19 protein-coding genes are annotated in these 21,260 nt (G+C 53.9%); 6 read left to right on the forward strand and 13 right to left on the reverse strand.

Translation table 11 applies throughout. The annotated features are described in order from the left end of the window. Window positions 1-292: 292 nt before the first annotated feature. Window positions 293-2,059 carry a M61 family metallopeptidase gene (locus tag EV680_RS09360; RefSeq protein WP_132954476.1) on the forward strand — a complete coding sequence of 589 codons (1,767 nt, stop codon included), beginning with the start codon at window positions 293-295 and terminating at the stop codon, window positions 2,057-2,059. Window positions 2,060-2,680: 621 nt separating this feature from the next. Here EV680_RS09360 and EV680_RS09365 read toward each other — a convergent pair. The 6 genes from EV680_RS09365 to EV680_RS09390 all read right to left on the reverse strand — a co-directional run bounded on the left by EV680_RS09365 (window position 2,681) and on the right by EV680_RS09390 (window position 8,518). Further along, window positions 2,681-3,595 carry a MetQ/NlpA family ABC transporter substrate-binding protein gene (locus tag EV680_RS09365; RefSeq protein ID WP_132954494.1) on the reverse strand — a complete coding sequence of 305 codons (915 nt, stop codon included), beginning with the start codon at window positions 3,593-3,595 and terminating at the stop codon, window positions 2,681-2,683. Window positions 3,596-3,680: 85 nt separating this feature from the next. Beyond that, window positions 3,681-4,367 carry a methionine ABC transporter permease gene (locus tag EV680_RS09370; RefSeq protein WP_132954477.1) on the reverse strand — a complete coding sequence of 229 codons (687 nt, stop codon included), beginning with the start codon at window positions 4,365-4,367 and terminating at the stop codon, window positions 3,681-3,683. 1 nt (window position 4,368) lies between these two features. Beyond that, window positions 4,369-5,106 carry a methionine ABC transporter ATP-binding protein gene (locus tag EV680_RS09375; RefSeq protein ID WP_132954478.1) on the reverse strand — a complete coding sequence of 246 codons (738 nt, stop codon included), beginning with the start codon at window positions 5,104-5,106 and terminating at the stop codon, window positions 4,369-4,371. Between the two features lie 467 nt (window positions 5,107-5,573). Continuing rightward, window positions 5,574-6,470, reverse strand: coding sequence for a metal ABC transporter solute-binding protein, Zn/Mn family (locus EV680_RS09380; RefSeq protein ID WP_132954479.1), 897 nt, complete (start codon window positions 6,468-6,470; stop codon window positions 5,574-5,576). 314 nt (window positions 6,471-6,784) lie between these two features. After that, window positions 6,785-7,660: a metal ABC transporter permease gene (locus EV680_RS09385; protein ID WP_132954480.1), complete on the reverse strand. Its 876-nt coding sequence runs from the start codon at window positions 7,658-7,660 to the stop codon at window positions 6,785-6,787. A gap of 132 nt (window positions 7,661-7,792) precedes the next feature. Beyond that, a complete protein-coding gene (locus EV680_RS09390) occupies window positions 7,793-8,518 on the reverse strand; it encodes a metal ABC transporter ATP-binding protein (RefSeq protein WP_132954481.1) in 726 nt (241 codons plus the stop codon). A gap of 258 nt (window positions 8,519-8,776) precedes the next feature. Here EV680_RS09390 and EV680_RS09395 point away from each other — a divergent pair, with 258 nt between their 5' ends. After that, window positions 8,777-9,073 (forward strand): DUF2288 domain-containing protein, encoded by a 297-nt coding sequence (locus EV680_RS09395; protein WP_132954482.1) that lies wholly within the window; start codon window positions 8,777-8,779, stop codon window positions 9,071-9,073. Between the two features lie 546 nt (window positions 9,074-9,619). Here EV680_RS09395 and bioD read toward each other — a convergent pair. The 6 genes from bioD to EV680_RS09425 all read right to left on the reverse strand — a co-directional run bounded on the left by bioD (window position 9,620) and on the right by EV680_RS09425 (window position 14,827). Continuing rightward, window positions 9,620-10,285 (reverse strand): dethiobiotin synthase, encoded by a 666-nt coding sequence (bioD, locus tag EV680_RS09400; protein ID WP_132954483.1) that lies wholly within the window; start codon window positions 10,283-10,285, stop codon window positions 9,620-9,622. Window positions 10,286-10,392: 107 nt separating this feature from the next. After that, complete coding sequence (locus EV680_RS09405) at window positions 10,393-11,754, reverse strand: alanine/glycine:cation symporter family protein (protein ID WP_132954484.1); 1,362 nt, start codon at window positions 11,752-11,754, stop codon at window positions 10,393-10,395. 225 nt (window positions 11,755-11,979) lie between these two features. Then, a complete protein-coding gene (gene apaG / locus EV680_RS09410; RefSeq protein WP_132954485.1) occupies window positions 11,980-12,348 on the reverse strand; it encodes a Co2+/Mg2+ efflux protein ApaG in 369 nt (122 codons plus the stop codon). An 86-nt stretch (window positions 12,349-12,434) separates the two neighbouring features. Continuing rightward, complete coding sequence (locus tag EV680_RS09415; protein WP_132954486.1) at window positions 12,435-12,923, reverse strand: phosphatidylglycerophosphatase A family protein; 489 nt, start codon at window positions 12,921-12,923, stop codon at window positions 12,435-12,437. Continuing rightward, window positions 12,916-13,875 carry a thiamine-phosphate kinase gene (gene thiL / locus EV680_RS09420; RefSeq protein ID WP_132954487.1) on the reverse strand — a complete coding sequence of 320 codons (960 nt, stop codon included), beginning with the start codon at window positions 13,873-13,875 and terminating at the stop codon, window positions 12,916-12,918. Before thiL ends, EV680_RS09415 begins: the two co-directional genes overlap by 8 nt. Before the next feature lie 211 nt (window positions 13,876-14,086). Continuing rightward, window positions 14,087-14,827, reverse strand: a complete 741-nt coding sequence (locus EV680_RS09425; protein ID WP_132954488.1) for an OmpA family protein — start codon at window positions 14,825-14,827, stop codon at window positions 14,087-14,089. Window positions 14,828-15,279: 452 nt separating this feature from the next. Here EV680_RS09425 and EV680_RS09430 point away from each other — a divergent pair, with 452 nt between their 5' ends. Beyond that, complete coding sequence (locus tag EV680_RS09430) at window positions 15,280-16,230, forward strand: CysB family HTH-type transcriptional regulator (RefSeq protein ID WP_132954489.1); 951 nt, start codon at window positions 15,280-15,282, stop codon at window positions 16,228-16,230. 132 nt (window positions 16,231-16,362) lie between these two features. On the opposite strand, the gene fnr is transcribed toward EV680_RS09430, so the two are convergent. Next, window positions 16,363-17,097, reverse strand: coding sequence for a fumarate/nitrate reduction transcriptional regulator Fnr (fnr, locus tag EV680_RS09435; RefSeq protein WP_132954490.1), 735 nt, complete (start codon window positions 17,095-17,097; stop codon window positions 16,363-16,365). A gap of 138 nt (window positions 17,098-17,235) precedes the next feature. Here fnr and hemN point away from each other — a divergent pair, with 138 nt between their 5' ends. The 3 genes from hemN (at window position 17,236) to htpX (ending at window position 21,113) form a co-directional block, all read left to right on the forward strand. After that, window positions 17,236-18,642: an oxygen-independent coproporphyrinogen III oxidase gene (hemN, locus tag EV680_RS09440; protein ID WP_132954491.1), complete on the forward strand. Its 1,407-nt coding sequence runs from the start codon at window positions 17,236-17,238 to the stop codon at window positions 18,640-18,642. 130 nt (window positions 18,643-18,772) lie between these two features. Beyond that, window positions 18,773-20,032 carry a glutamate-5-semialdehyde dehydrogenase gene (locus tag EV680_RS09445; RefSeq protein ID WP_132954492.1) on the forward strand — a complete coding sequence of 420 codons (1,260 nt, stop codon included), beginning with the start codon at window positions 18,773-18,775 and terminating at the stop codon, window positions 20,030-20,032. Between the two features lie 238 nt (window positions 20,033-20,270). Continuing rightward, window positions 20,271-21,113 (forward strand): protease HtpX, encoded by an 843-nt coding sequence (gene htpX / locus EV680_RS09450; RefSeq protein WP_132954493.1) that lies wholly within the window; start codon window positions 20,271-20,273, stop codon window positions 21,111-21,113. Window positions 21,114-21,260: the final 147 nt, after the last annotated feature.

A 21,260-nucleotide genomic window follows, 5' to 3' on the forward strand; every position in this document is an offset into this window, starting at 1 on the left:
ACACCTATCGGTTTCGCTCCGGCTTTTAAAACATACCAAAGATATACCCGATTTTTCTTAATTTAACATCGCAAAGCAGCCAAACAGCCGCAAGCAGAAGCTTAACTGCGGCATTCTAAATCAAAACCAACGCCGCACCAAGCCAATTCGGTATAAACCTGTAATTTTTACGCTGTCTTGGCGTTGCCTTTGGTCAGATTTTGTAAGACTATAGACTCCCTACATTCGGTTTCTTGACTCAAATCAAAGAGCCATAAAACTCCAAACAAAACTTAACAAATAAGGCTGAAAGATGCTTCGATACAACATTATGGCGCACACTTCGGCACACCAATGGCAGATTTGCCTGAGCCTGACGCAAGCCGATAACCTTCCTTTACACTTAAGCCTGCCCAACTGGGTGCCCGGCAGCTATTTGATTCGCGATTTTTCCCGCCACATCATCCAAATTGAAGCCGCATGTAATGGTGTGCGCACCCAAATCAGCCAAACCGGCAAAAACCACTGGCAAACCGAAGCGCGTGCCGGCCAGTGGCAGATTTGCTACACCGTTTACGCCTACGACCTTTCCGTGCGCGGCGCCTACCTCAGCAACGAGCGCGGCTTTTTTGATGGCGCCTGCCTGTTTTTAAGCGTGCAAGGGCGCGAGCACGAGCCGCACCAAGCAGTATTCGAACAGCTGCCCGAAAGCTGGCAAACCGCCACCACCCTGCCCCGCCTTGACACACACACCTTTCAGACGGCCTCTTATGCCGAATTAATCGACCACCCGGTTGAGCTCGGCCACATTGAGGTTTTGAGTTTTGAAGCCGGCGGCATTGCCCACCGCATTGCCCTGAGCGGCATTTATGCCGATTTCGATCGGGAACGTTTGATTGGCGACATCCAAAAAATCTGCCGCACCGAGCTGGCCATGTTTCCCACCCCTGCCCCATTTAAAGAATATTTGTTTTTACTGCATCTGGGCGACAAAATCTACGGCGGCCTCGAACACATCAGCAGCACCGCGCTTTTGGCCGACAGAAACAGCCTGCCCGCTTACGGCATGAATGAAGCCGGCGACGACTACACCCAGCTGCTCGGCCTGTTCAGCCACGAATATTTCCACGCATGGAATGTCAAATCAATCAAGCCGGCCGCTTTTGTGCCCTACTGCCTCGATAGCGAAAGCTACACCGAGCAATTGTGGGCATTTGAAGGCATCACCTCTTATTATGACGACTTATTCTTGGTGCAAAGCGGTGTCATTAGCACCGAAGCCTATTTAAAGCTGCTGGCCAAAGCCCTCACCCGCGTACAGCAAAATCCAGGCCGTCTGAAACAAACTCTGGCCGAATCGAGCTTCACCGCTTGGCACAAATTCTACAAACAAGATGAAAACAGCCCCAATGCCATCGTGAGCTATTACCAAAAAGGCGCATTGGCCGCCTTGTGCCTCGACTTGCTCATCCGCCAAAAAAGCGGCGGCGCCCACAGCCTGGCCGGCGTGATGCAGCAACATTACCGCGACTGGCTCGCCAGCGGCCGCGGCATTGCCGAACAACAATGGCAGGCGCGCTGCCAAGCCATCACCGGCCTGGATTTGCACGATTTCTTTCAGACGGCCTTATATTCCACCGATGATTTACCGCTTGAAGCCTGCCTGCAAACGGCCGGCATCGAGCTGCGCTGGCAAGCCTTGCCGCGCAGCCACGGCGGCGGCCTAGTAGAAACGTTTGCCGAACAAACGCCCGCCACCGACTTGGGCGCGCGCTACAAGCAAAACGGCAGCGGCATCACCCTCACCCATGTGCTCAACGGCAGCAGCGCCGAGCAGGCCGGCTTATGCCCGCAAGACCACATCATCGCCCTCAATGGTTTTGCCTGCACCGATTTCGACAAACAATGGGCCGCATTCAAAGCCGGTGAAAATATCGCGCTGCATTATTTCCGCCACGGCGTGTTGCGGCAAACCGAGCTAACCGTGCAAAACGCCGCCGCCGACACCGCCCTATTGCGCATTGCCGACCGAGATTTGCTGCAACAATGGCTGACGCCCAACGGCGAAGCCGGCCATTAAAACCGACGCTGCGGTTACAAGCCGGCGTGTAAATACGATTGGCTTTGTCGAAACAAAGCGTCATCGCACGCATGGCACACCCATGCCGTCTGAAAAAAGTTTCAGACGGCATCGCTTTATTTTTTTGCATTAAAGGCGGACAACGCAGCAAGCTTATTTTTGGGATGGTAAACCTGCGCAAAAATAACGGGTTTAAGTTTGAAAAAAACCGTCTGAAAGCAATGTTTCAGACGGCCTGATTCAGTAGGCGTAGGTCGGATTCTCGAATCCGACGCTTGTTCGCAGAACAAGTTTTTCGGAGCTGGGAAAATGTCGGATACGGGTATCCGACCTACAACTTTATTTTTTTGCATTCAAGGCGGACAACGCAGCAAGCTTATTTTTGGGATGGGCAGGCTGCGCATAAATAATACCAATCCAAAAAAATAACCTAACTTCGTTGTCTCGCCTTGCCGTACTATCTGTACTGTCTGCGGCTCGCCGCCTTGTTAGCTTACTTTTTTGAATTGGTATAAGGGTTTAAGTTTGACAAAGGCCGTCTGAAAGCAATGTTTCAGACGGCCTGATTCAATATTCGCAAAAAAGCAAAAAGCAGCCGGGCCGGCTGCTTTGGTTGTGTGCTTATTTGGCGGCAGATGCCGTGGCAGCGGCTTCGGAAGCAGCGCCGGCAACGGCTTGCTCACCCCATGCCGCCGGATATTTGTAGCCGGCAAAGCGTTGGTGGGCATAGGTTTTGAAGGCTTCCGAATTATAAGCCTCGGTCACATCTTTGAGCCATTGGCTGCCTTGGTCTGCGGTTTTCACGGCCGACCAGTTCACATAGGCAAAGCTCGGCTCTTGAAACAGCGCTTCAGTAAGCTTCATGCCGCTGCTCATGGCGTAGTTGCCGTTTACAATGGCAAAATCCACATCGGCACGGCTGCGCGGCAATTGTGCGGCTTCCAGCTCGACGATTTTGATGTTTTTCGGGTTTTCGGCGATGTCCGCTTTAGAAGCGGTGAGCGGATTGATGTTGTCTTTGAGCTTGATCCAGCCCAATTCATTCATCATCACCAAGGCGCGGGCAAAGTTTGAAGGATCATTCGGCGCCGACACGCTCACGCCCTCTTTCACTTCATCCAGCGATTTGAGTTTGCCAGGATAGAGGCCCAGCGGCGCGGTGGGCACTTGAAAGGCTTCGGTGATGTCGAGCTTGTGTTCTTTTTTGAAATCGTCCAGATACGGTTTGTGTTGGAACACATTCAAATCCAGCTCGCCTTCAGCCAGCGCCAGATTCGGGCGCACATAATCGGTAAACTCAACCAGCTTCACGGTGTAGCCTTTTTTGGCCAGCGCCGGCTGGATTTGGTCTTTCACCATATCGCCGAAATCGCCCACGGTGGTGCCGATCACGATTTCTTTTTTCTCGGCACTGGTGGCAGCAGAGGCATCGGAAGCGGCAGCAGGCGCAGCAGCTTCTTTTTGGCCGCCGCAAGCGGCCAGCACCAAGGCCAGCATGCCGGCGGAAACGGTTTTCAATACAGCATTGGTTTGCATCATCACAACTCCTTGTTAAAAATCAAGAAAAATCCGGTTTATTTTATACAACAGGCCGTCTGAAAAGTTTTCAGACGGCATCGAATCAACGTTTATCAAGCTTGCGGGCAATCCAATTGCCCAGGCTCTGAATCACGATTACCAACAACACCAGCAGCGCAACAATAAACACAATCACTTCGGTTTGATAGCGGTAATAGCCGTAGCGGATGGCCAAATCGCCCAAGCCGCCGCCGCCTATCATGCCGGCTGCGGCGCTGTAGGAAAGCAGGCCGATGGTGAGCACGGTGATGCTCGACACCATGCCTGCGCGCGCTTCGTTGAGCAGCACTTTGCGGATAATCGTCATCGGCGCCGCACCCATGCTGATGGCCGCTTCAATCACGCCGCGCGGCACTTCGCGCAGATTCTGCTCCACCAGCCGGGCAAAATAAAACAAACCCGACACGCTCAACACCAGCGAAGCGGCCACAGGGCCGATGGTGCTGCCGACAATGGCGCGGGTGGCCGGAATCATGGCAATCATCAAAATCACAAATGGAAACGCGCGCATCAGGTTCACCAGATTATCCAATATCAGATTCACCGGGCGGTTGTAATGCAGCTGGCGGTTGGCGGTGATATAAAGCCACACGCCGAGCAAAGTGCCAAACACGGTGGCAAAAGTGGTGGAAAGCCCCACCATCACAAAAGTTTCCCACAAAGCCTGCACGATTTCGCCGCGCATGCCGCTGATGGTGCCGATGGCCTGAGCGAAAGTTAAATCTGCCATATCAATCCTCCTGCACCAGCTCGCGCCCGATTTCAGACTCGGCAAAAATTTGATTGTTGCGCACTTCCACCACTTCTAAAAGCTTGCCCTGATGCAAAAGCGCCGCGCGGTCGCACAAGCGGCGGATCACGCTCATCTCATGGGTGACGATCACAATGGTCACGTTGAAGCGCTTGTTGATGTCGGCCAGACATTCGAGCACGCTGCGCGTGGTGGCCGGGTCGAGCGCCGAAGTGGGCTCGTCGGCCAAAATCACGCTGGGGCTGGGTGCGAGCGCGCGGGCAATGCCCACACGCTGCTTTTGGCCGCCCGAAAGCTGCGCCGGATAATGCGCGGCTCTGTCTTCCAAGCCAACGATTTCCAGGCATTCGGCCACACGCCGCTCGATTGCTTCGCGGCTCCAGCCGGCGATTTCCAGCGGAAACGCCACATTATCGGCCACGGTGCGGTTGGCCAACAGGTTAAACTGCTGAAACACCATGCCGATGTGCTGGCGCGCTTGGCGCAATTGCGCGGCATTAAGCGCCGTGAGCTCTTGGCCGTTGACGCTCACTTTGCCGCTATCGGGGCGCTCGAGCAGATTGATGAGCCGCAAAAGCGTGGATTTGCCCGCGCCCGAATAGCCCATCAGGCCGAAAATCTCGCCCTGTTCTATGCTCAGGCTGGTCGGCTCCACGGCGGTAAACCACGATTTGTCGCGGTGTTGGTAACGTTTGGATACTTGGTCCAAAATAATCATAGCATTCTCAAATACAACAAAAGCCCGATGTGCGACACAGCGGGCTGAAAATCAAAACGGCGGCTGCCGGATATTGCAACCGCACGCTTTAGCTGTTTGATATCTTTCTATAAACGCGCCATTGCGCGGCTGAAAAGATATTCACGCCCGCAAGCTGTGTCAAATCGGCGTGTTTTATCAGGCCTGTAAATTTACTTCAATTTTGCCGCTGCGTCAAGATTGGCAAGCATAAGGCCGTCTGAAAGTGTTTGAATCGGCAGATAAAAAGCCGCCTTTTCAGACGGCCTTGCTCTTAGGGTCTGTTCACATTTCATCACGCGGCAATCTTTTGGCTCAAAAACGCGCCTGTTGCGTTGAAAATGCTCGCAAGGTGTTCAACCTTGCTGTGCTTTTCGCCTTGCAGCCACGCTTTTGCGTTCAAAATCTTACTCACGGATGAATTGTGAACAGACCCTAGTGACACAAAATTACTTCATTGCCTCGCTCATCACACGCACATTATAGCGGAACATATCGGCATAAGTGCCGGCCGGCGCGCCGCTGCTCAAAGCATCTGCATAAAGCCCTCCGCTCACCTTCACGCCGGTTTCCTTGGCGATGCGCGCAATCATGCGGCCGTCTTTAATGTTTTCGGTAAACACCGCTTTCACGTTTTCAGCCTTGATTTGGCGGATAATCGCGGTAATCTGGCGCGCAGAAGGCTCGGCTTCGCTGCTCACGCCTTGCGGTGAAATAAATTTCACCTGATAGCGCTTGCCCAAATAAGCAAACGAATCATGGCCGGTAAGCACTTTGCGTTTGGCCGGCGCAACCGCACCGAATTGCTGGTTTGCATAATTGTTCAGCTGGTTGAGCACGTGTTGGTAATCTTTAAAACGCTGCTGGTAATAGCGGCTGCCTGCCGGGTCGGCCTTAATCAGCGCAATCGCCACGTTGGCGGCATAGCGCTGCATCAGCACAGGGTCGTTCCACACATGCGGGTCAAATTCGCCATGATCGTGATCATGGTCGTGGCCGTGTTCGTGATGATGCTCATCGGCAGCCAAGGGCTTGATGCCGGCGGTGGCTTCGGCCGAGGCCACTTTGCTTTGCTTCACCGCGCGTTGCAGCTCGGCTTTTTCTAGCCCCAAGCCGTTGAGCAACACCAGCCGGGCTTCGCGGATTTTTTTGATGTCGCCGCTGGTGAGGTTATAGGCATGCGCATCTTGGTTTGCACCCACCAAGTTTTGCACCCCCACCCGCTCGCCGCCGATTTGCTGCGCCACATCGCCCAAAATGCTGAAGCTCGCCACCACAGGCATGGGCGCGGCATAAAGTGCACCCGACCATAAAGCAGCGATTGCCGCCGGTTTCCAATGTTTCATTGATTACTCCTTTTGATATAACATAACATAAATCTGCAAAAAAATTATCCGGCAAACATTCAAACGGCGTTTTTCAGCAGCCAAGCCCGCTTTGACAAAGCGTTTTAATATAGTGGAATGCAAGAAAAAGTGATGCAAAACTACGCACTATAACAGGTAGGTTGGGTTGCCAAATCCAACGTTTCAGACGGCCTGTGGGCTACCCGTTGTGTCACTTTTTCCTGCATTCCACTATATCTTCCAAGCCTCATCCAAAAGCAGCCCTCTCAAGGCTGCTTGGCAGGCTTGGCATGCACCCGCAGGCCGTCTGAAACTCAAGCCTTATGATGCCGGCGCCGGCGCAGCCATTTGGGCAACATACCGCTTTCCCAACCAATCAGCACCGACACCAAATAGCACACGCCGCACCACAAAATAATCGCAGGCCCCGACGGAATTTCCACATAATAGGAAAACAGCAGGCCGCCAAAGCCGCACAGCAGCGCCACCAGTACCGAGAGCAGCAGCAACATGCCCATGTTTCTCGCCCACAGCCGCGCCGTAATCGCCGGCAGCATCATCAAGCCCACCGACATCAAAGTGCCCAAAGCCTGAAAGCCGGCCACCAAATTCATCACCACCAGCACCAAAAACAGCAAATGCCACAGCCCGCCGCGCCCGCCGACCGCCTTTAAAAAAAGCGGGTCAATGCTCTCCAGCACCAGCGGCCGGTAAATCACCGCCAACGTAAGCACCGTGATGGCCGCCACCGCCGCCACCAGCTGCAAAGCGGGCAAATCCACCGCCAGCACCGAGCCGAACAACAAATGCAGCAAATCGATATTGCTGCCGTTTTTGCTCACCAAAATCACACCCACCGCCAAGCTGCTCAGATAAAAAGCCGCGAAATTGGCGTCTTCCTTCAAATTGGTAAAGCGGCTCACCAGCCCCGCTAAAAGCGCCATCAGCATGCCCGCAGCAAAGCCGCCCAAGCTCATCGCAGGCAGGCTCAGCCCGGCGAACATATAGCCGATGGCCGCGCCCGGCAACACCGCATGGCTGAGCGCATCGCCCACCAGGCTCATGCGCCGCATCACCAGAAACACGCCCACCGGCGCGGCGCTCAGTGCCAGAAACACCACTGAGGCGAGCGCATAGCGCATAAAATCGAATTCGGCAAAAGGGCCGATAATGGTTTGATATAAATCCATCGAATAATGATATTGTAATGATATTGCTTGATTCAGATGGCCGTCTGAAACTTTCAGACGGCCTGTTTATTTGAGCGCCGCCCATCTCAGCCATCATCGAAAAAAGCGGCAAACGGGCAACATCCATCACACTCAGGCAGCGCACCAATCGCCGCTGTCGTGCTGCTGCATGGCCGCGTTGGCGCGCAAAAGCGCTTCATCCACCAATACTTTTTCGGTGGTGCCGGCCGCTATTTTTTCACGCGCCAGCAGCAAAGTGTGTGGAAAATAAGCCCGCACCTGCTCGTAATCGTGCAACACCGCAATCACACCGCGCCCTTCCTGATGGCATTGGCGCAACACTTCCAGCAGCGCATAAGTGGTTTTTGCATCCACCGCATTAAAAGGCTCATCAAGCAGCAGCAAGCGCGCATTTTGCACCAGCATGCGCGCAAACAGCACACGCTGAAACTGCCCGTTGGACAAATGCGCAATCGGCCGAGCGGCAAAATCGGCCATCTCCACCCGCGCCAATGCCTCGTGCACCCTCCGCCGCTGCGCCGCATTCACGCGCCCGAAAAAGCCGATTTCATACCACAAGCCCAACGCCGCCAGCTCAAACACCGTCATCGGCTGGCTGCGGTCGATTTCGCTTTGCTGCGGCAGATAAGCAATGTCTTTGCGCTGCAAACCCTGCCACACCACTTTGCCGGTGTCGGCCTTGAGCAAGCCCATCACCGCCTTGAGCAGCGTGGATTTGCCCGCGCCGTTGGGGCCGAACACCGCCCACATTTCACCCGCGCCAAACACCATATCCAAATGGTGCACGGCCGGCCGGCGCTGATAGCTCACGGTCAGATTTTCAATGGCAACGCTCATGCGCCCACCGCCCAAAAATACACGCCCCCAATCAGCGCCAGCGCCGCCAAAGCGAGCAGCAGGCGTTGAAGCAGGCCGGTTAACAATATTGAATGCATATAATAAAGAATGAATGTTTCAGACGGCCTGACACAATAGGCCGTCTGAAAAATGAATCCGCTTAAAATGATACTATATAACATTATACTCGCAAAACAGCAGGCCGTCTGAAATATCGGTAAAATAATATTTTCTCCGCCCCACCGAAAAGGAAACATCATGGCAGAAGCGCTGCTTCACGACAAATTAAACCTCGAAACCGCCCGCATCCATTGGCAAGAGCTGCAACCGCATTTCGCCCGCGGCGCCGCCGTGTATGTGGACAGCCACTTGGATTTAATCGGCATCGCCAAGCTGATGGCCGATGATGACAGCGCCACCCTCGCCAAGCTGATGCAGCAAGGCCAATTCGGCGTGGTGAGCGAAACGCAGGCGCGGCAGTTTCTCGCCGACAACCAAGCCATGTGGGCCGTGGTGGTGGCGCCGTGGGTGTTGGTGCAGCCTTGTCAAGATTAAAAGGCTTATACTTTGATACGCCAACAACAAGCAGGCCGTCTGAAAAATTTTCAGACGGCCTCTATCTCAGCAGTGCGTAGATCGGATTCTCGAATCCGACACTTGTTCGCAGAACAAGATTTTCAAGCATGCGGCAAATGTCGGATACCGGCATCTGACCGACCACTTTCTTAGCCGTCTGAAAAGTTTTCAGACGGCCTATATCTCAGCAGCATTTACAATAAACCAACATAGTGAAATGCAAGAATAAAGTGACACGAAACTACATTTTGCAACGGCGTAGGTTGGGTTGATAAACCCAACGTTTCAGACGGCTTGTAGATTTGTTGGGTTTACAACCCAACCTACCCGCTTTTCAGACAGCCTATATCTCAGCAGCATTTACAATAAACCAACACAGTGAAATGCAAGAAAAAGTGACACGAAACTACATTTTGTAACGGCGTAGGTTGGGTTGATAAACCCAAGATTTCAGACGGCTTGTGGATTTGCTGGGTTTACAACCCAACCTACCCGCTTTTCAGACGGCCTTTATCTCAACAGCACTTATAATAAACCAATATCCAAAACATCCGCCGCCTTCGCCGCATCCTGCTCCGGCAAATAAGGCACCACGCCCAGCAAAGGCGCATCAATGCGCTGCTGCAAAGTGTGCACATAATCCTCAAGCCGGTGCGGCGCGGGGCTGATGCAGTTGGCCACCCAACCCGCCAGCGGCAAGCCCGCCTGCTGCACCGCCTGCACGGTGAGCAGCGCATGGTTGATGCAGCCCAGCCGCATGCCCACCACCAACAACACCGGTAGCTTTTCCGCCGCCACCCAATCGGCAAAATCAATCTGTCCGTTCAAAGGCGTGCGCCAGCCGCCCGCCCCTTCCACCAGCACCACATCCGCCCGCACCCGCCACTGCGCCAGCCCGGCGCTTAAGCGCGCAGGCTCGATAGCCCGCCCTTCATCATGCGCGGCCAAATGCGGCGCGGTGGCTTCGGCAAAGGTGTAAACATTGTGATCGGCATAAGCCAGCGCCGGCTCGGAAGCCGCCTGTAAAGCCAACACATCGGCATTTTGCCCGCGCGCATCGGCTTCCGACGCCACCGGCTTGAAGCCCGCCGCCCGCCGCCCGCTTCGGCGCAGGGCGTGCAGCAAGGCCGCGGTACAAAAAGTTTTGCCTGCACCGGTGTCGGTGCCGGCAACAAAATAAACAGCGCTCATGATTCAGACGGCCTGATAAAAAAACAGCGTTCATTCTAGCGGCTTTTCAGACGGCCTCAATAAAAAAACGGCCTGATTCACTCAGGCCGTCTGAAAAACATATCGGTTTAAGGCAATTCGCCGCTCTGGCGCTTGGCTTTAAAGTCTTTGGTTTCTTTCAAAATTACCTTAGACAACAACAACAAGGCAATCAAGTTGGGAATCGCCATCAAGCCGTTGAAGGTATCTGCGGCAGACCACACCAAATCGAGGCTGGCAACCGTGCCCAGCATCACGGTGATCACATAAATCACCCGATAAGCCGGCACAAATCCATCGCCAAACACATAAGCCGCGCACTTCTCACCATAATAACACCAGCCCAAAATGGTGGAATAAGCAAAGAAAATCAGGCCGAAGGTGACAATCCAGCCGCCGGGGCCGGGCAGCATATTGTTAAACGTGTGCGTGGTCAAGGCCGCGCCGGTTTCGCCGGCCGGGCTTTGGTTGCTCAAAATACCCATCACCAACACAATGCCGGTAATCGAGCACACGATAATGGTGTCGAGGAAGGTGCCGGTCATCGACACCAGGCCTTGGCGCACCGGGTGGTCGGTTTTGGCAGCTGCCGCCGCAATCGGTGCCGAGCCCATACCGGCTTCATTCGAAAACACACCGCGCGCCACGCCGTAGCGAATCGCCGCACCGGCCATGCCGCCTGCCGCCGCACTGAAATTGAAGGCTTCGGTGAGAATCTTGTCAATCGCCGGCCACAGCATATCAATGTGCAGCACAATAATCACCAAGCCGCCCAACACATAAAATATCGCCATAAACGGCACGATAATCGATGCGGCCTTGGCAATGCTCTTAATGCCGCCCAAAATCACAATGCCGGTCAACACGGTCAAAACCACACCGGTAATCCACGGGTCGATATTGAAGCTGCTCTTAATCGACATCGCCACCGAGTTTGACTGCACCGAGCTGCCGATGCCGAAAGAAGCAATGGTGCCAAAGAGCGCAAACAGCAAAGCCATCCATTTCATATTCAGGCCGCGCTCGATGTAATACATCGGGCCGCCCGACATTTCGCCTTTTTTGTTGACCACACGGTATTTTACCGCCAGCACGCCTTCACCGTATTTGGTGGCCATGCCGAAAATGGCGGTAATCCACATCCAAAACACCGCGCCCGGGCCGCCCAACACCACCGCCGTAGCCACACCGGCAATATTACCCGTGCCGATGGTGGCCGAAAGCGCCGTCATCAGTGCACCGAAATGCGAAATATCGCCTTCGTGGTCGCTGCCGTCTTCTTTTTTGCCGTGCGGTTTAAAAGCCTGCTTGAGCGCAAACCACAGCATGCTGAATTGCAGGCCGCGCAGCATCAAGGTCAGCCAAACACCGGTGCCCACCAGCAGCACCAGCATGGCAGGCCCCCACACCCAGCCGCCGAGCGTATCGAAAAAATTTTTCAAAGCGTCCATGCTTCCTCCCAGATTGTTAACAATATTATTAGGACACGATGCATTTCAGCATAGGAAGTTAAGAAATGCAAGCATAAGTTAAAGCCATACCCGCAAAACCACCTACAAAAAACACACAGGCCGTCTGAAAAACATTCAGACGGCCTGTATTTCCAATTAATTTTAGTGAATATCCGGCTATTCCAAGCAAAAGCCGAACATTTCACCTTTCGTATCAACAAGGGTTTATTGCAGCGTAAAATCGGCCTTCAAATCAAATTTCGGAATCGGCACAGCAAAGCTGTCGCCATAAGCATCTTCAAATTCATAATGCCCCTGCATGCTGCCCCACGGCGTGTTCAAATGCGCGCCGCTGCTGTATTCAAAGCCATCGCCCGGATAAAGCACCGGCTGCTCGCCCACCACACCCGCGCCCGACACCTCTTCAATATCGCCGTGTGCATCGGTGATTTTCCAATAACGCCGCCGCAGCGTCACCACATCGTTGCCGCGATTGAAAATCGTGATGTAATAGCCAAACACATAATTGTCTTTGGCCACATTGCTTTGCTCGGCCAAATAACGTGGCTCAACTGTGATTTCTATATCATTCATAAATATCATTTATTCTTTCAGACGGCCTTAAAAACCCATCTATAAGCAGCAAGATTTAAATCGGGACGAAATCTTGCCACTATACATCACAACCACCAAGCTGCCACATGCAGCACCAAAAGCGAAAACAGCGCCGCAATCACATCATCCAGCATAATGCCCAAGCCGCCGTGCACCCGCGCATCAAACCACTTAATCGGCCAAGGCTTCACCGCGTCAAAAAAACGGAACACCGCAAACGCCGCCAGCCACCAGCCCCAATAAAACGGCACAAAAGCCAGCACCAGCATCATGGCCACCATTTCATCCCACACAATGCCGCCATAATCCTGCCGCCCAAGTGCCCGCTCGGTATCGCCGCAAATCTTGATGCCGGCCACAAACAAAAGCGCACTCAGCCCCGCCAGCCACCAGCCCTCGATGCCCAACAAAATCAGCACAAACGCCATCGGCAAAGCCGGCAGCGTGCCGAATGTGCCCGGAGCCACCGGTGCCAGCCCGGTGCCGAAGCCGAAGCCCAAAAAACACACCGGCCGTTGCAGCAGCCATGAAAAAGTCGGTTTGAAATCAGCCAAAATGATCGAACCCCAAAGAAGTTAATATAATTTCGCCACCATCGGCAGCCACCATCCTCAAGCCGCTCGTGTTATTAATGCGACCCACGCGCGTTACCGCCGTGGCACTTTGCTCTGCCACCGCCAGCACCCGCGCACGATCCGCCGGTGCCGCCGTAAACACCAGCTCATAATCATCACCACCGGCCAGCACAAACTCGCGCCAGCGCTCAAGCGGCAAACAAGCCCGCAAATCGGGCAAGCTGGGCAGCGCATCCACCCACAATTCAGCGCCCACGCCCGAAGCCTTCAAAATATGGCCGATGTCTTGCGCCAGGCCGTCTGAAACATCTTGCGCCGCATGCGCAAACGGCAGCAAAGCGCGCCCCAAAGCCACACGCGGCTGCGGCCGCAAACGTGCACGCTCGCATTGGGCAAACACCTCTTGCGGCAGCTGCACCGTTTGCCAATGCCGGTTTAAAGCCGCCGCCGCCAAGCCCAGCCGCCCCGACACCCAAATATCATCGCCAAGCTGCGCCGCATCGCGCCGTAAAGCCATTCCTTGCGGCAATTCGCCCGCAATGGTCACGCTGAACACATAATCGCCCCGCGTGGTATCGCCGCCAATCAACGTGACCCCGAATTGCGCCGCCAGCGCAAACAGGCTGTCGCAAAAAGCCTGCAACCACGCCTCATCCAGCTGCGGCAAAGCCGCGCTCAGCAAAACCCAACGCGGCGCAGCCCCCATGGCGGCCATATCGGAAAGATTCACCGCCAACACCTTGTGCGCCAAATCCGCCGGCGCCACATCGGCAAAAAAATGGCGGCCGGCCAGCAGCATATCGCTGCTAAAACACCAATCCGTGCCCGCACGCGGGCGCACAATCGCCGCATCATCACCAATGCCGAGCACCACATCCCTATCGGGCTGCTGGCGCTGCAAATAACGGCGGATAAAATCAAATTCGGTCATAAGCGGCCATGCATCCGGGCAAGAAAAACAGCATTATATAGTGAAATGAATAAATAAACTGCCTTCGGCTCGCCGCCTTATCCTGATTTAAACCGCACCACGATATCAACCATAAACCGAAAACACCAGTCCACCTACCCAAATAAGATTCCCGCGCCCCAAAACACAAAACCCCGCCGAAGCGGGGTTTATCCATCAGAGCAGAAGCTGATTACGGACGGGTATAACCGTGAATCGAAGATTTCGGACCCGGAATCCAGCCGCTCTCAACAGCAGGACGCTCGCCTTCAACTTGACCCGGAGCTACTTGACGGGTAACCAAAGTGCGGATGCGTACATCTACACGACGGTCCGGAGCGATACAGGCGATAAGCGCTTCACGTTTTTTCGCACGTGATACTTTGCTGCCCAGTTTGGCCACTTCGGCTTCACAAGAAGCAGTCATGCGCGCTTGAGACTCGCCCAAGCCAACAGCAGAGATTTTGCCTGCCGGTACGCCGCGGTTAACCAAGTAGTTGGCCACAACATTGGCACGACGCTCAGACAAGGCATTGTTGTAGGCTTCAGAGCCCATAAAGTCGGTATGGCCTTCAACACGCACGGCTTCAACATTGGTGTCGCTCAGGCGTTGAGCCAAAGCATTCAAAGTATCGGCAGCTTCCGGACGCAGCGTGTCGCGGTCAAAGCCGAACAGGGTTTGGGCAGACAGTGCTACGGTTTCTTCAGCATACTCGGGAGCAGTTTGAACCGGAGTAGCATCGCCACATTCAATACGGCCTTGAGTAGCTTTATCCAGGTAGGTATTTTCCCAGCACTCACCGTAGTTGTTGCGAACAACGGTTTGCTCGCGGTCAACGGTGTAACCATGTTTGGTATGTGCTTCGCTGGCCATTGCAGTACCAGAAGCCACCAGAGCAACGAACAAGGCGCTCAATTTAAGCTGTTTGGTCATTTTATTCCCTCATCAAAAAATTGTTATGCAACAGCCAAAAGTATTCAACCGTCACAAATCACCAATATACAGGCCGTAGCGTAAACAACGGCAAATCGGATATATCAGGTTTGCACTATAGAAACCTACATGCAAACTGTCAATAGCGCGCTGCCTGAACAACGACTGCGAAACGGCCCGCTTCCTAATAATGAATCATGCCGAAAAATCAAACCTGTGTCATTTATTTACAACCAAAACCTAGCGCCCTTCCGCATCCACGTTGCGCAAAAGCAACAACAATCAAGCACATAATCAAATTCATACGCAATAAAAAATCAAGATAGTTTCAACGAAAACAAAAGCTTTCTCCGCCGTTGCCGCAAATCGGGCAAAATGCGGCAAAATATGCTACATTGACTGCCACAGTGTCGCATAAATCCTACATTCTCCGTTTGTCCAACATCATTATCATGAAATTACAACAATTGCGCTATGTGCTGGAAGTATCCCGCCACAACCTCAACGTATCAGAAGCCGCCGATGCCCTCTACACATCCCAGCCGGGCATTTCCAAGCAAATCCGCCTTTTGGAAGAAGAATTGGGCGTGCAGATTTTTATCCGCAGCGGCAAAAGAGTGGTGTCGGTGTCGCAGCCGGGCAAAGAGGTGTTGAAGCTGGCAGAGCGGATTTTGCGCGATGTGCAAAACATCAAAAATATCGGCAATGAATTCACCGACCACGATAGTGGCTCGCTTACCATTGCCACCACCCACACGCAGGCGCGCTATGTGTTGCCCGATATTGTGGCGCGCTTTGTGCAACGCTATCCCAAAGTGCGCCTCAGCATCCGCCAAGGCAGCCCCACGGCCATTGCGCAAATGGTGGCCAGTGGTGAAGCCGATTTTGCCATTGCCACCGAATCATTGGATGAGCACACCGATTTGCGCAAACTGCCCTGCTCACAATGGACACACGCAGTGATTGTGCCCGACGGCCACCCGCTGCTGGCGCGCACACAACCTTTGGCGCTCAGCGACCTTTCCGATTATGCGCTGATTACCTACGAATTTGCCTTTACCGGCAGCACCAGCATCGCCCGCGCTTTTCAAAAAGCCCACATCGAGCCGCCGGTGGTGGCGCTCTCCTCTGCCGACACCGATGTGCTGAAAACCTATGTGAAACTGGGCTTGGGCATCGGCCTAATGGCTGAAATGGCTTTCACTTCCGCCAGCGACCATGGTTTGCAACTGATTGAAGCTGCGCATTTATTCGAGCCTTCATGGACTTATATCGCCCTGCGCCCCGACACTTATTTGCGCGGCTACACTTATGATTTCATCAATATGTTTGCCCCCAAGCTCACCCGAGAGCGCATTGATCAAATGCTTTATATGCCGATTATGGAAGACTTTTCCATTTAAACTTTTCCATTTAAGCCGCATTTATATTCAAAATAAACTGAGGCCGTCTGAAATATGTTTCAGACGGCCTCAGTTTATTTTTCAATTCATATCGTTTGGCTGGCAGCAAACAATAGCATGCATATTTTTTATTTATAAAGCATGCGCACAACCAGACACCATTTTTTTCAGCGCTTGCGGCTCAAGAATCTGAATATGCTTATGCTCAACCAAAATCAAGCCTTCGTGATGGAATTTCGATAAAGTACGGCTCACGGTTTCAAGCTTGAGCCCTAAATAGCTGCCGATTTCCTCGCGCGACATGCGCAAAATAAAATCATTGGCCGCAAAGCCGCGCGAATAAAGGCGATTGGAAAGATTCAGCAAAAATGCCGCCAAACGCTCTTCGGCGCGCATATTGCCCAGCAGCAGCATCACGCCTTGATCACGCACGATTTCACGGCTCATCAGGCGGAAAAAATGCGTTTGCAGGCTCGGAATGCGCTGACCCAAATTTTCCATGTGTGCAAAAGGCAGCTCGCACACTTCGCTGTCTTCCAGCGCCACCGCATCGCAGCTGTGCACATGCGAGCAAATGCCGTCCATACCAATCAATTCGCCCGACATAAAAAAGCCGGTTACCTGATCACGCCCGTCTTGGCTGGCCACCGTGGTTTTGAAAAAACCGGTGCGAATGGCATAAAGCGAGCTGAAAGGCTCGCCCGCTCGAAAAAGATATTCACCTTTTTTCAAGCGGCGGCTTTGGCGGATTACCGCATCCAGCTGCTCAAACTCGTTCGGCATCAAGCCCACCGGCAGGCACAATTCACGCAAGGAACACGTAGAACACAACGTTTTCATCTGGCTTTGATGGGTGTGTGTAGACATAGCATTGCCTTTATCTGCCCGACTAAGTGAGTATTGACTCACGTCAAGGCATGATTATCATAATAAGGGCATTCTACCAAACAACCTTGACTTTGCATAATTCGTTAATCTATTAAAAATATAATCCGCACACACACCATGAAAACCATCGCCATCCACACCAACAATCAGCCCGAATTCGACCGCGAGCTGATTGCCGGCCTGCCCGCCAGCGGCCCGCGCTACACCTCTTACCCTACTGCCGACCGCTTCCACAACGGCTTTGGCGAGACCGAATACGCCAACGCGCTGGAATTGCGCGGTTTGGGCGCGCTCAATAAGCCTTTATCGCTCTACATCCACATCCCTTTTTGCAACACTATTTGCTACTATTGCGGCTGCAACAAAATCATCACCAAAGATAAATCACGCGCCGATGCCTATATCGAATATCTCGAGCGCGAAATGGATTTATTGGCGCCGCATCTCAGCGGCCGCCACCAATTGGCGCAGCTGCATTTCGGCGGCGGCACGCCCACTTTTCTGAGCGATGAGCAGCTCGAGCGCGTGTTTGCTATGATACGCAAGCATTTCCAACTGATGCCCAGCGGCGAATATTCGATTGAAATCGACCCGCGCAAAGTGAGTCGCGACACCGTATTTCATTTAGGCCGCCTCGGCTTCAACCGCATGAGCGTGGGCATACAGGATTTCGACCCCAAAGTGCAGGCCGCCGTCAACCGCATCCAAACCGTGGAAGAAACCCGCGAAGTGATTGAAGCAGCACGCGAAGCCGGTTTTAAATCGGTGAGCGTAGATTTGATTTACGGCCTGCCGCACCAATCGCTCGAAAGCATCAAACCCACCATCGACACCGTGCTCGCGCTCGATCCCGACCGCCTCGCGCTCTACCACTACGCCCACCTGCCGCACATTTTCAAACCGCAGCGGCGCATCGACACCGAAGCCGTGCCCGGCAGCGAAGAGAAGCTCGATATTTTGCAATACGCCGTGCACACGCTCACCGAGCGCGGCTATGTGTTTATCGGCATGGATCATTTCGCCAAGCCCGACGACGAATTGGCCGTTGCCCTGCGCGAAGGCTGGCTGCAACGCAATTTCCAAGGCTACTCCACTTATGCCGATTGCGATTTAGTGGCCATCGGCGTGTCGAGCATAGGCAAAATCGGCAGCACTTATTCGCAAAACGAGCGCGATATCGATGCCTATTATGCCGCCATCGATGCCGGCCGCCTGCCGATTATGCGCGGCTACCAGCTCAACCGCGACGATATTTTGCGCCGCAGCATTATTCAAGACTTGATGTGCCGCTTTGCGCTCGATTTCCAGCTCTATGAGAGCATGTTCGGCATCCCATTTGCCCAATATTTCAAAGCCGAGCTGGCCGATTTGCAGCAACTTGCCCAACTCGGCCTCATCACCATGCGCGGCAACGGCTTGAAAGTCACCCCCAAAGGCCGCTTCTTAATCCGCAATATCGCTATGGTGTTCGACCACCATTTGCGCCACAAAGAAACCACCGCCAAATATTCGCAAACGGTTTAACACCAAACCATACACAGGCCGTCTGAAACACTTTCAGACGGCCTGTGTATTTATCGCCGTTGCTGCGCATTGCCGAAAACAGCGCCAGCGTTTACTATCTGCCTTATTCCCAAAGCACACCGAGCACATCATGCAAGAGATTCACGCTTACGTCCGCCAAAGCGCCGCAGCAGCCAAACAGGCTTTTTATGCACTCGCCGGTGCCACCACCGCGCAGAAAAACGCTGCCCTGCTGCGGCTGGCTGAATTAATCGACCAACATCAAGCCGATATTTTGGCCGCCAATGCCGAAGACATGCAGCAAGCCGCCGCCAAAGGCCTTGAAGCCGCATTGCTTGAGCGGCTCGCGCTCACCGAAAAAACCATCGCCGGCATGTGCGAAGGCCTGCGCCAAGTGGCCGCCCTACCCGACCCCGTGGGCGAAATGGACGAATTCCGCATCCGCCCCAACGGCCTGCAAATCGGCAAAATGCGCGTGCCCCTGGGCGTGATCGGCATCATTTACGAATCGCGCCCCAACGTTACCGTTGATGCTGCTGCCTTGTGCCTCAAATCGGGCAACGCCTGCGTGTTGCGCGGCGGCAGCGAAGCTTTTCACGGCAATATGGCGATTGCCCGCCTGATTACCCGAGCGCTCGATGAAAACGGCCTGCCCACCGATGCTGTGCGCCTGATTGAAAACACCAACCGCGAAAGCGTGGGCGCCATGTTGCAAAGCCCCGACCTTATCGATGTGATTATTCCGCGCGGCGGCAAAACGCTGGTGGAGCGCATCAGCAAAGAAGCGCGCGTGCCCGTGATCAAGCATCTCGACGGCATCTGCCATGTGTATATCGACCAGGCTGCCGATGCGCAAAAAGCCGTCGATATCGCCTTCAACGCCAAAACCTCGCGCTACGGCACCTGCAACACCATGGAAACGCTGCTGATACACGAGCAGCGCGCCGCAGAAATTTTGCCGCCGCTGGCCGAAAAATACGCTGAAAAAGGCGTGCAATTGCGCGGCTGCGCGCGCACGCAAGCCATATTGAACAATATAGAGCCCGCCACCGAAGCCGATTGGGACACCGAATACCTCGCCCCCATTCTCGCCATCAAAATCGTTGACAACCTGGCCGAAGCGATTGCCCACATCAACACCCACGGCAGCCACCACACCGACAGCATCGTCACCGAAAGCTACACCGATGCGCAAATTTTCCTGCGCAGCGTCGACAGCGCCAGCGTGATGGTCAACGCCTCCACCCGCTTTGCCGATGGCTTCGAATTCGGGCTGGGCGCAGAAATCGGCATTTCCACCGACAAAATCCATGTGCGCGGCCCGGTCGGCCTGCACGGCCTCACCAGCCAGAAATGGGTGGTGTTGGGCAACGGCCAAATCCGCATTTGAGCAATGATAACCATCAGGCCGTCTGAAAAAGTTTTCAGACGGCCTGATGTTGTATGCAAACCCAAACATATGGCATGAATAAGCCCGCCAAATTTGCATACCTTTGCCGAAGCTTATCTAGCCCGTGCGATTGCTTTTTGCGACAATAATGTCATGTTTGCTGGGAACAAAAGCGCCCCAAACACCGCAACATCCATAAATCAAACCACATCACTATCATTAATAAAGAGGAAAACCAGTGAAGCGTATTTTTCTGTTTCTTGCCACCAATATTGCCGTGCTGGTGGTTATCAGCATCATTTTGAGTGTGCTCGGCGTGAGCAGCAATCCCGATGAAATGGGCAGCCTTTTGGTGTATTCGGCCGTTATCGGCTTCACCGGCTCGATTATTTCCCTGCTCACTTCCAAAATGGTGGCCAAGCGCGCCGTGGGTGCCGAAGTGATCACCCAGCCGCGCAACGAAGTGGAAGCTTGGCTTTTGCACACCGTTGAAAACCAAGCGCGCCAGTGGAATTTGAAAACGCCCGAAGTGGCCATCTACAATTCGCCCGAGCCCAACGCTTTTGCCACCGGCCCCAGCAAAAACAATTCGCTTGTGGCCGTGAGCACCGGCCTGATCAACAGCATGACCCGCGATGAAGTGGAAGCCGTGTTGGCGCACGAAATGGCGCACGTCGGCAACGGCGACATGGTTACGCTCACCCTGATTCAAGGCGTGGTCAACACATTTGTGGTGTTTTTGGCGCGCATCGTTTCCGGCATGGTGGCCCGCAACGACAACGGCGAAGTGTCGCAAGGCACTTATTTTATTGTGAGCTTGGTGTTGCAAATCGTGTTCGGCTTTTTGGCCAGCTTTATCGTGATGTGGTTCAGCCGCCAGCGTGAATACCGTGCCGACGCCGGTGCCGCCAAGCTTGTGGGCGCACCGAAAATGATTGCCGCGCTGCAACGCCTCAAAGGCGCACCCAGCGATTTGCCCAAAGAAATGACCGCCATGGGCATCGCCAGCGAAGCCAAAGATTCGCTGCTCTCCACCCACCCCACGCTGGATAACCGCATCGAGCGCTTGAAACAAATGTAAGCAGCTGCATCAATCAACAGGCCGTCTGAAAGGTTTCAGACGGTCTGTTTGCCTTAGGGTCTGTTCACATTTCATCACGCGGCAATATTTTGGCTCAAAAACGCGCCTGCTGCGTTGAAAATGCTCGCAAGGTGTTCAACCTTGCTG

This window comes from Uruburuella suis (assembly GCF_004341385.1).
Lineage (GTDB): Bacteria > Pseudomonadota > Gammaproteobacteria > Burkholderiales > Neisseriaceae > Neisseria > Neisseria suis.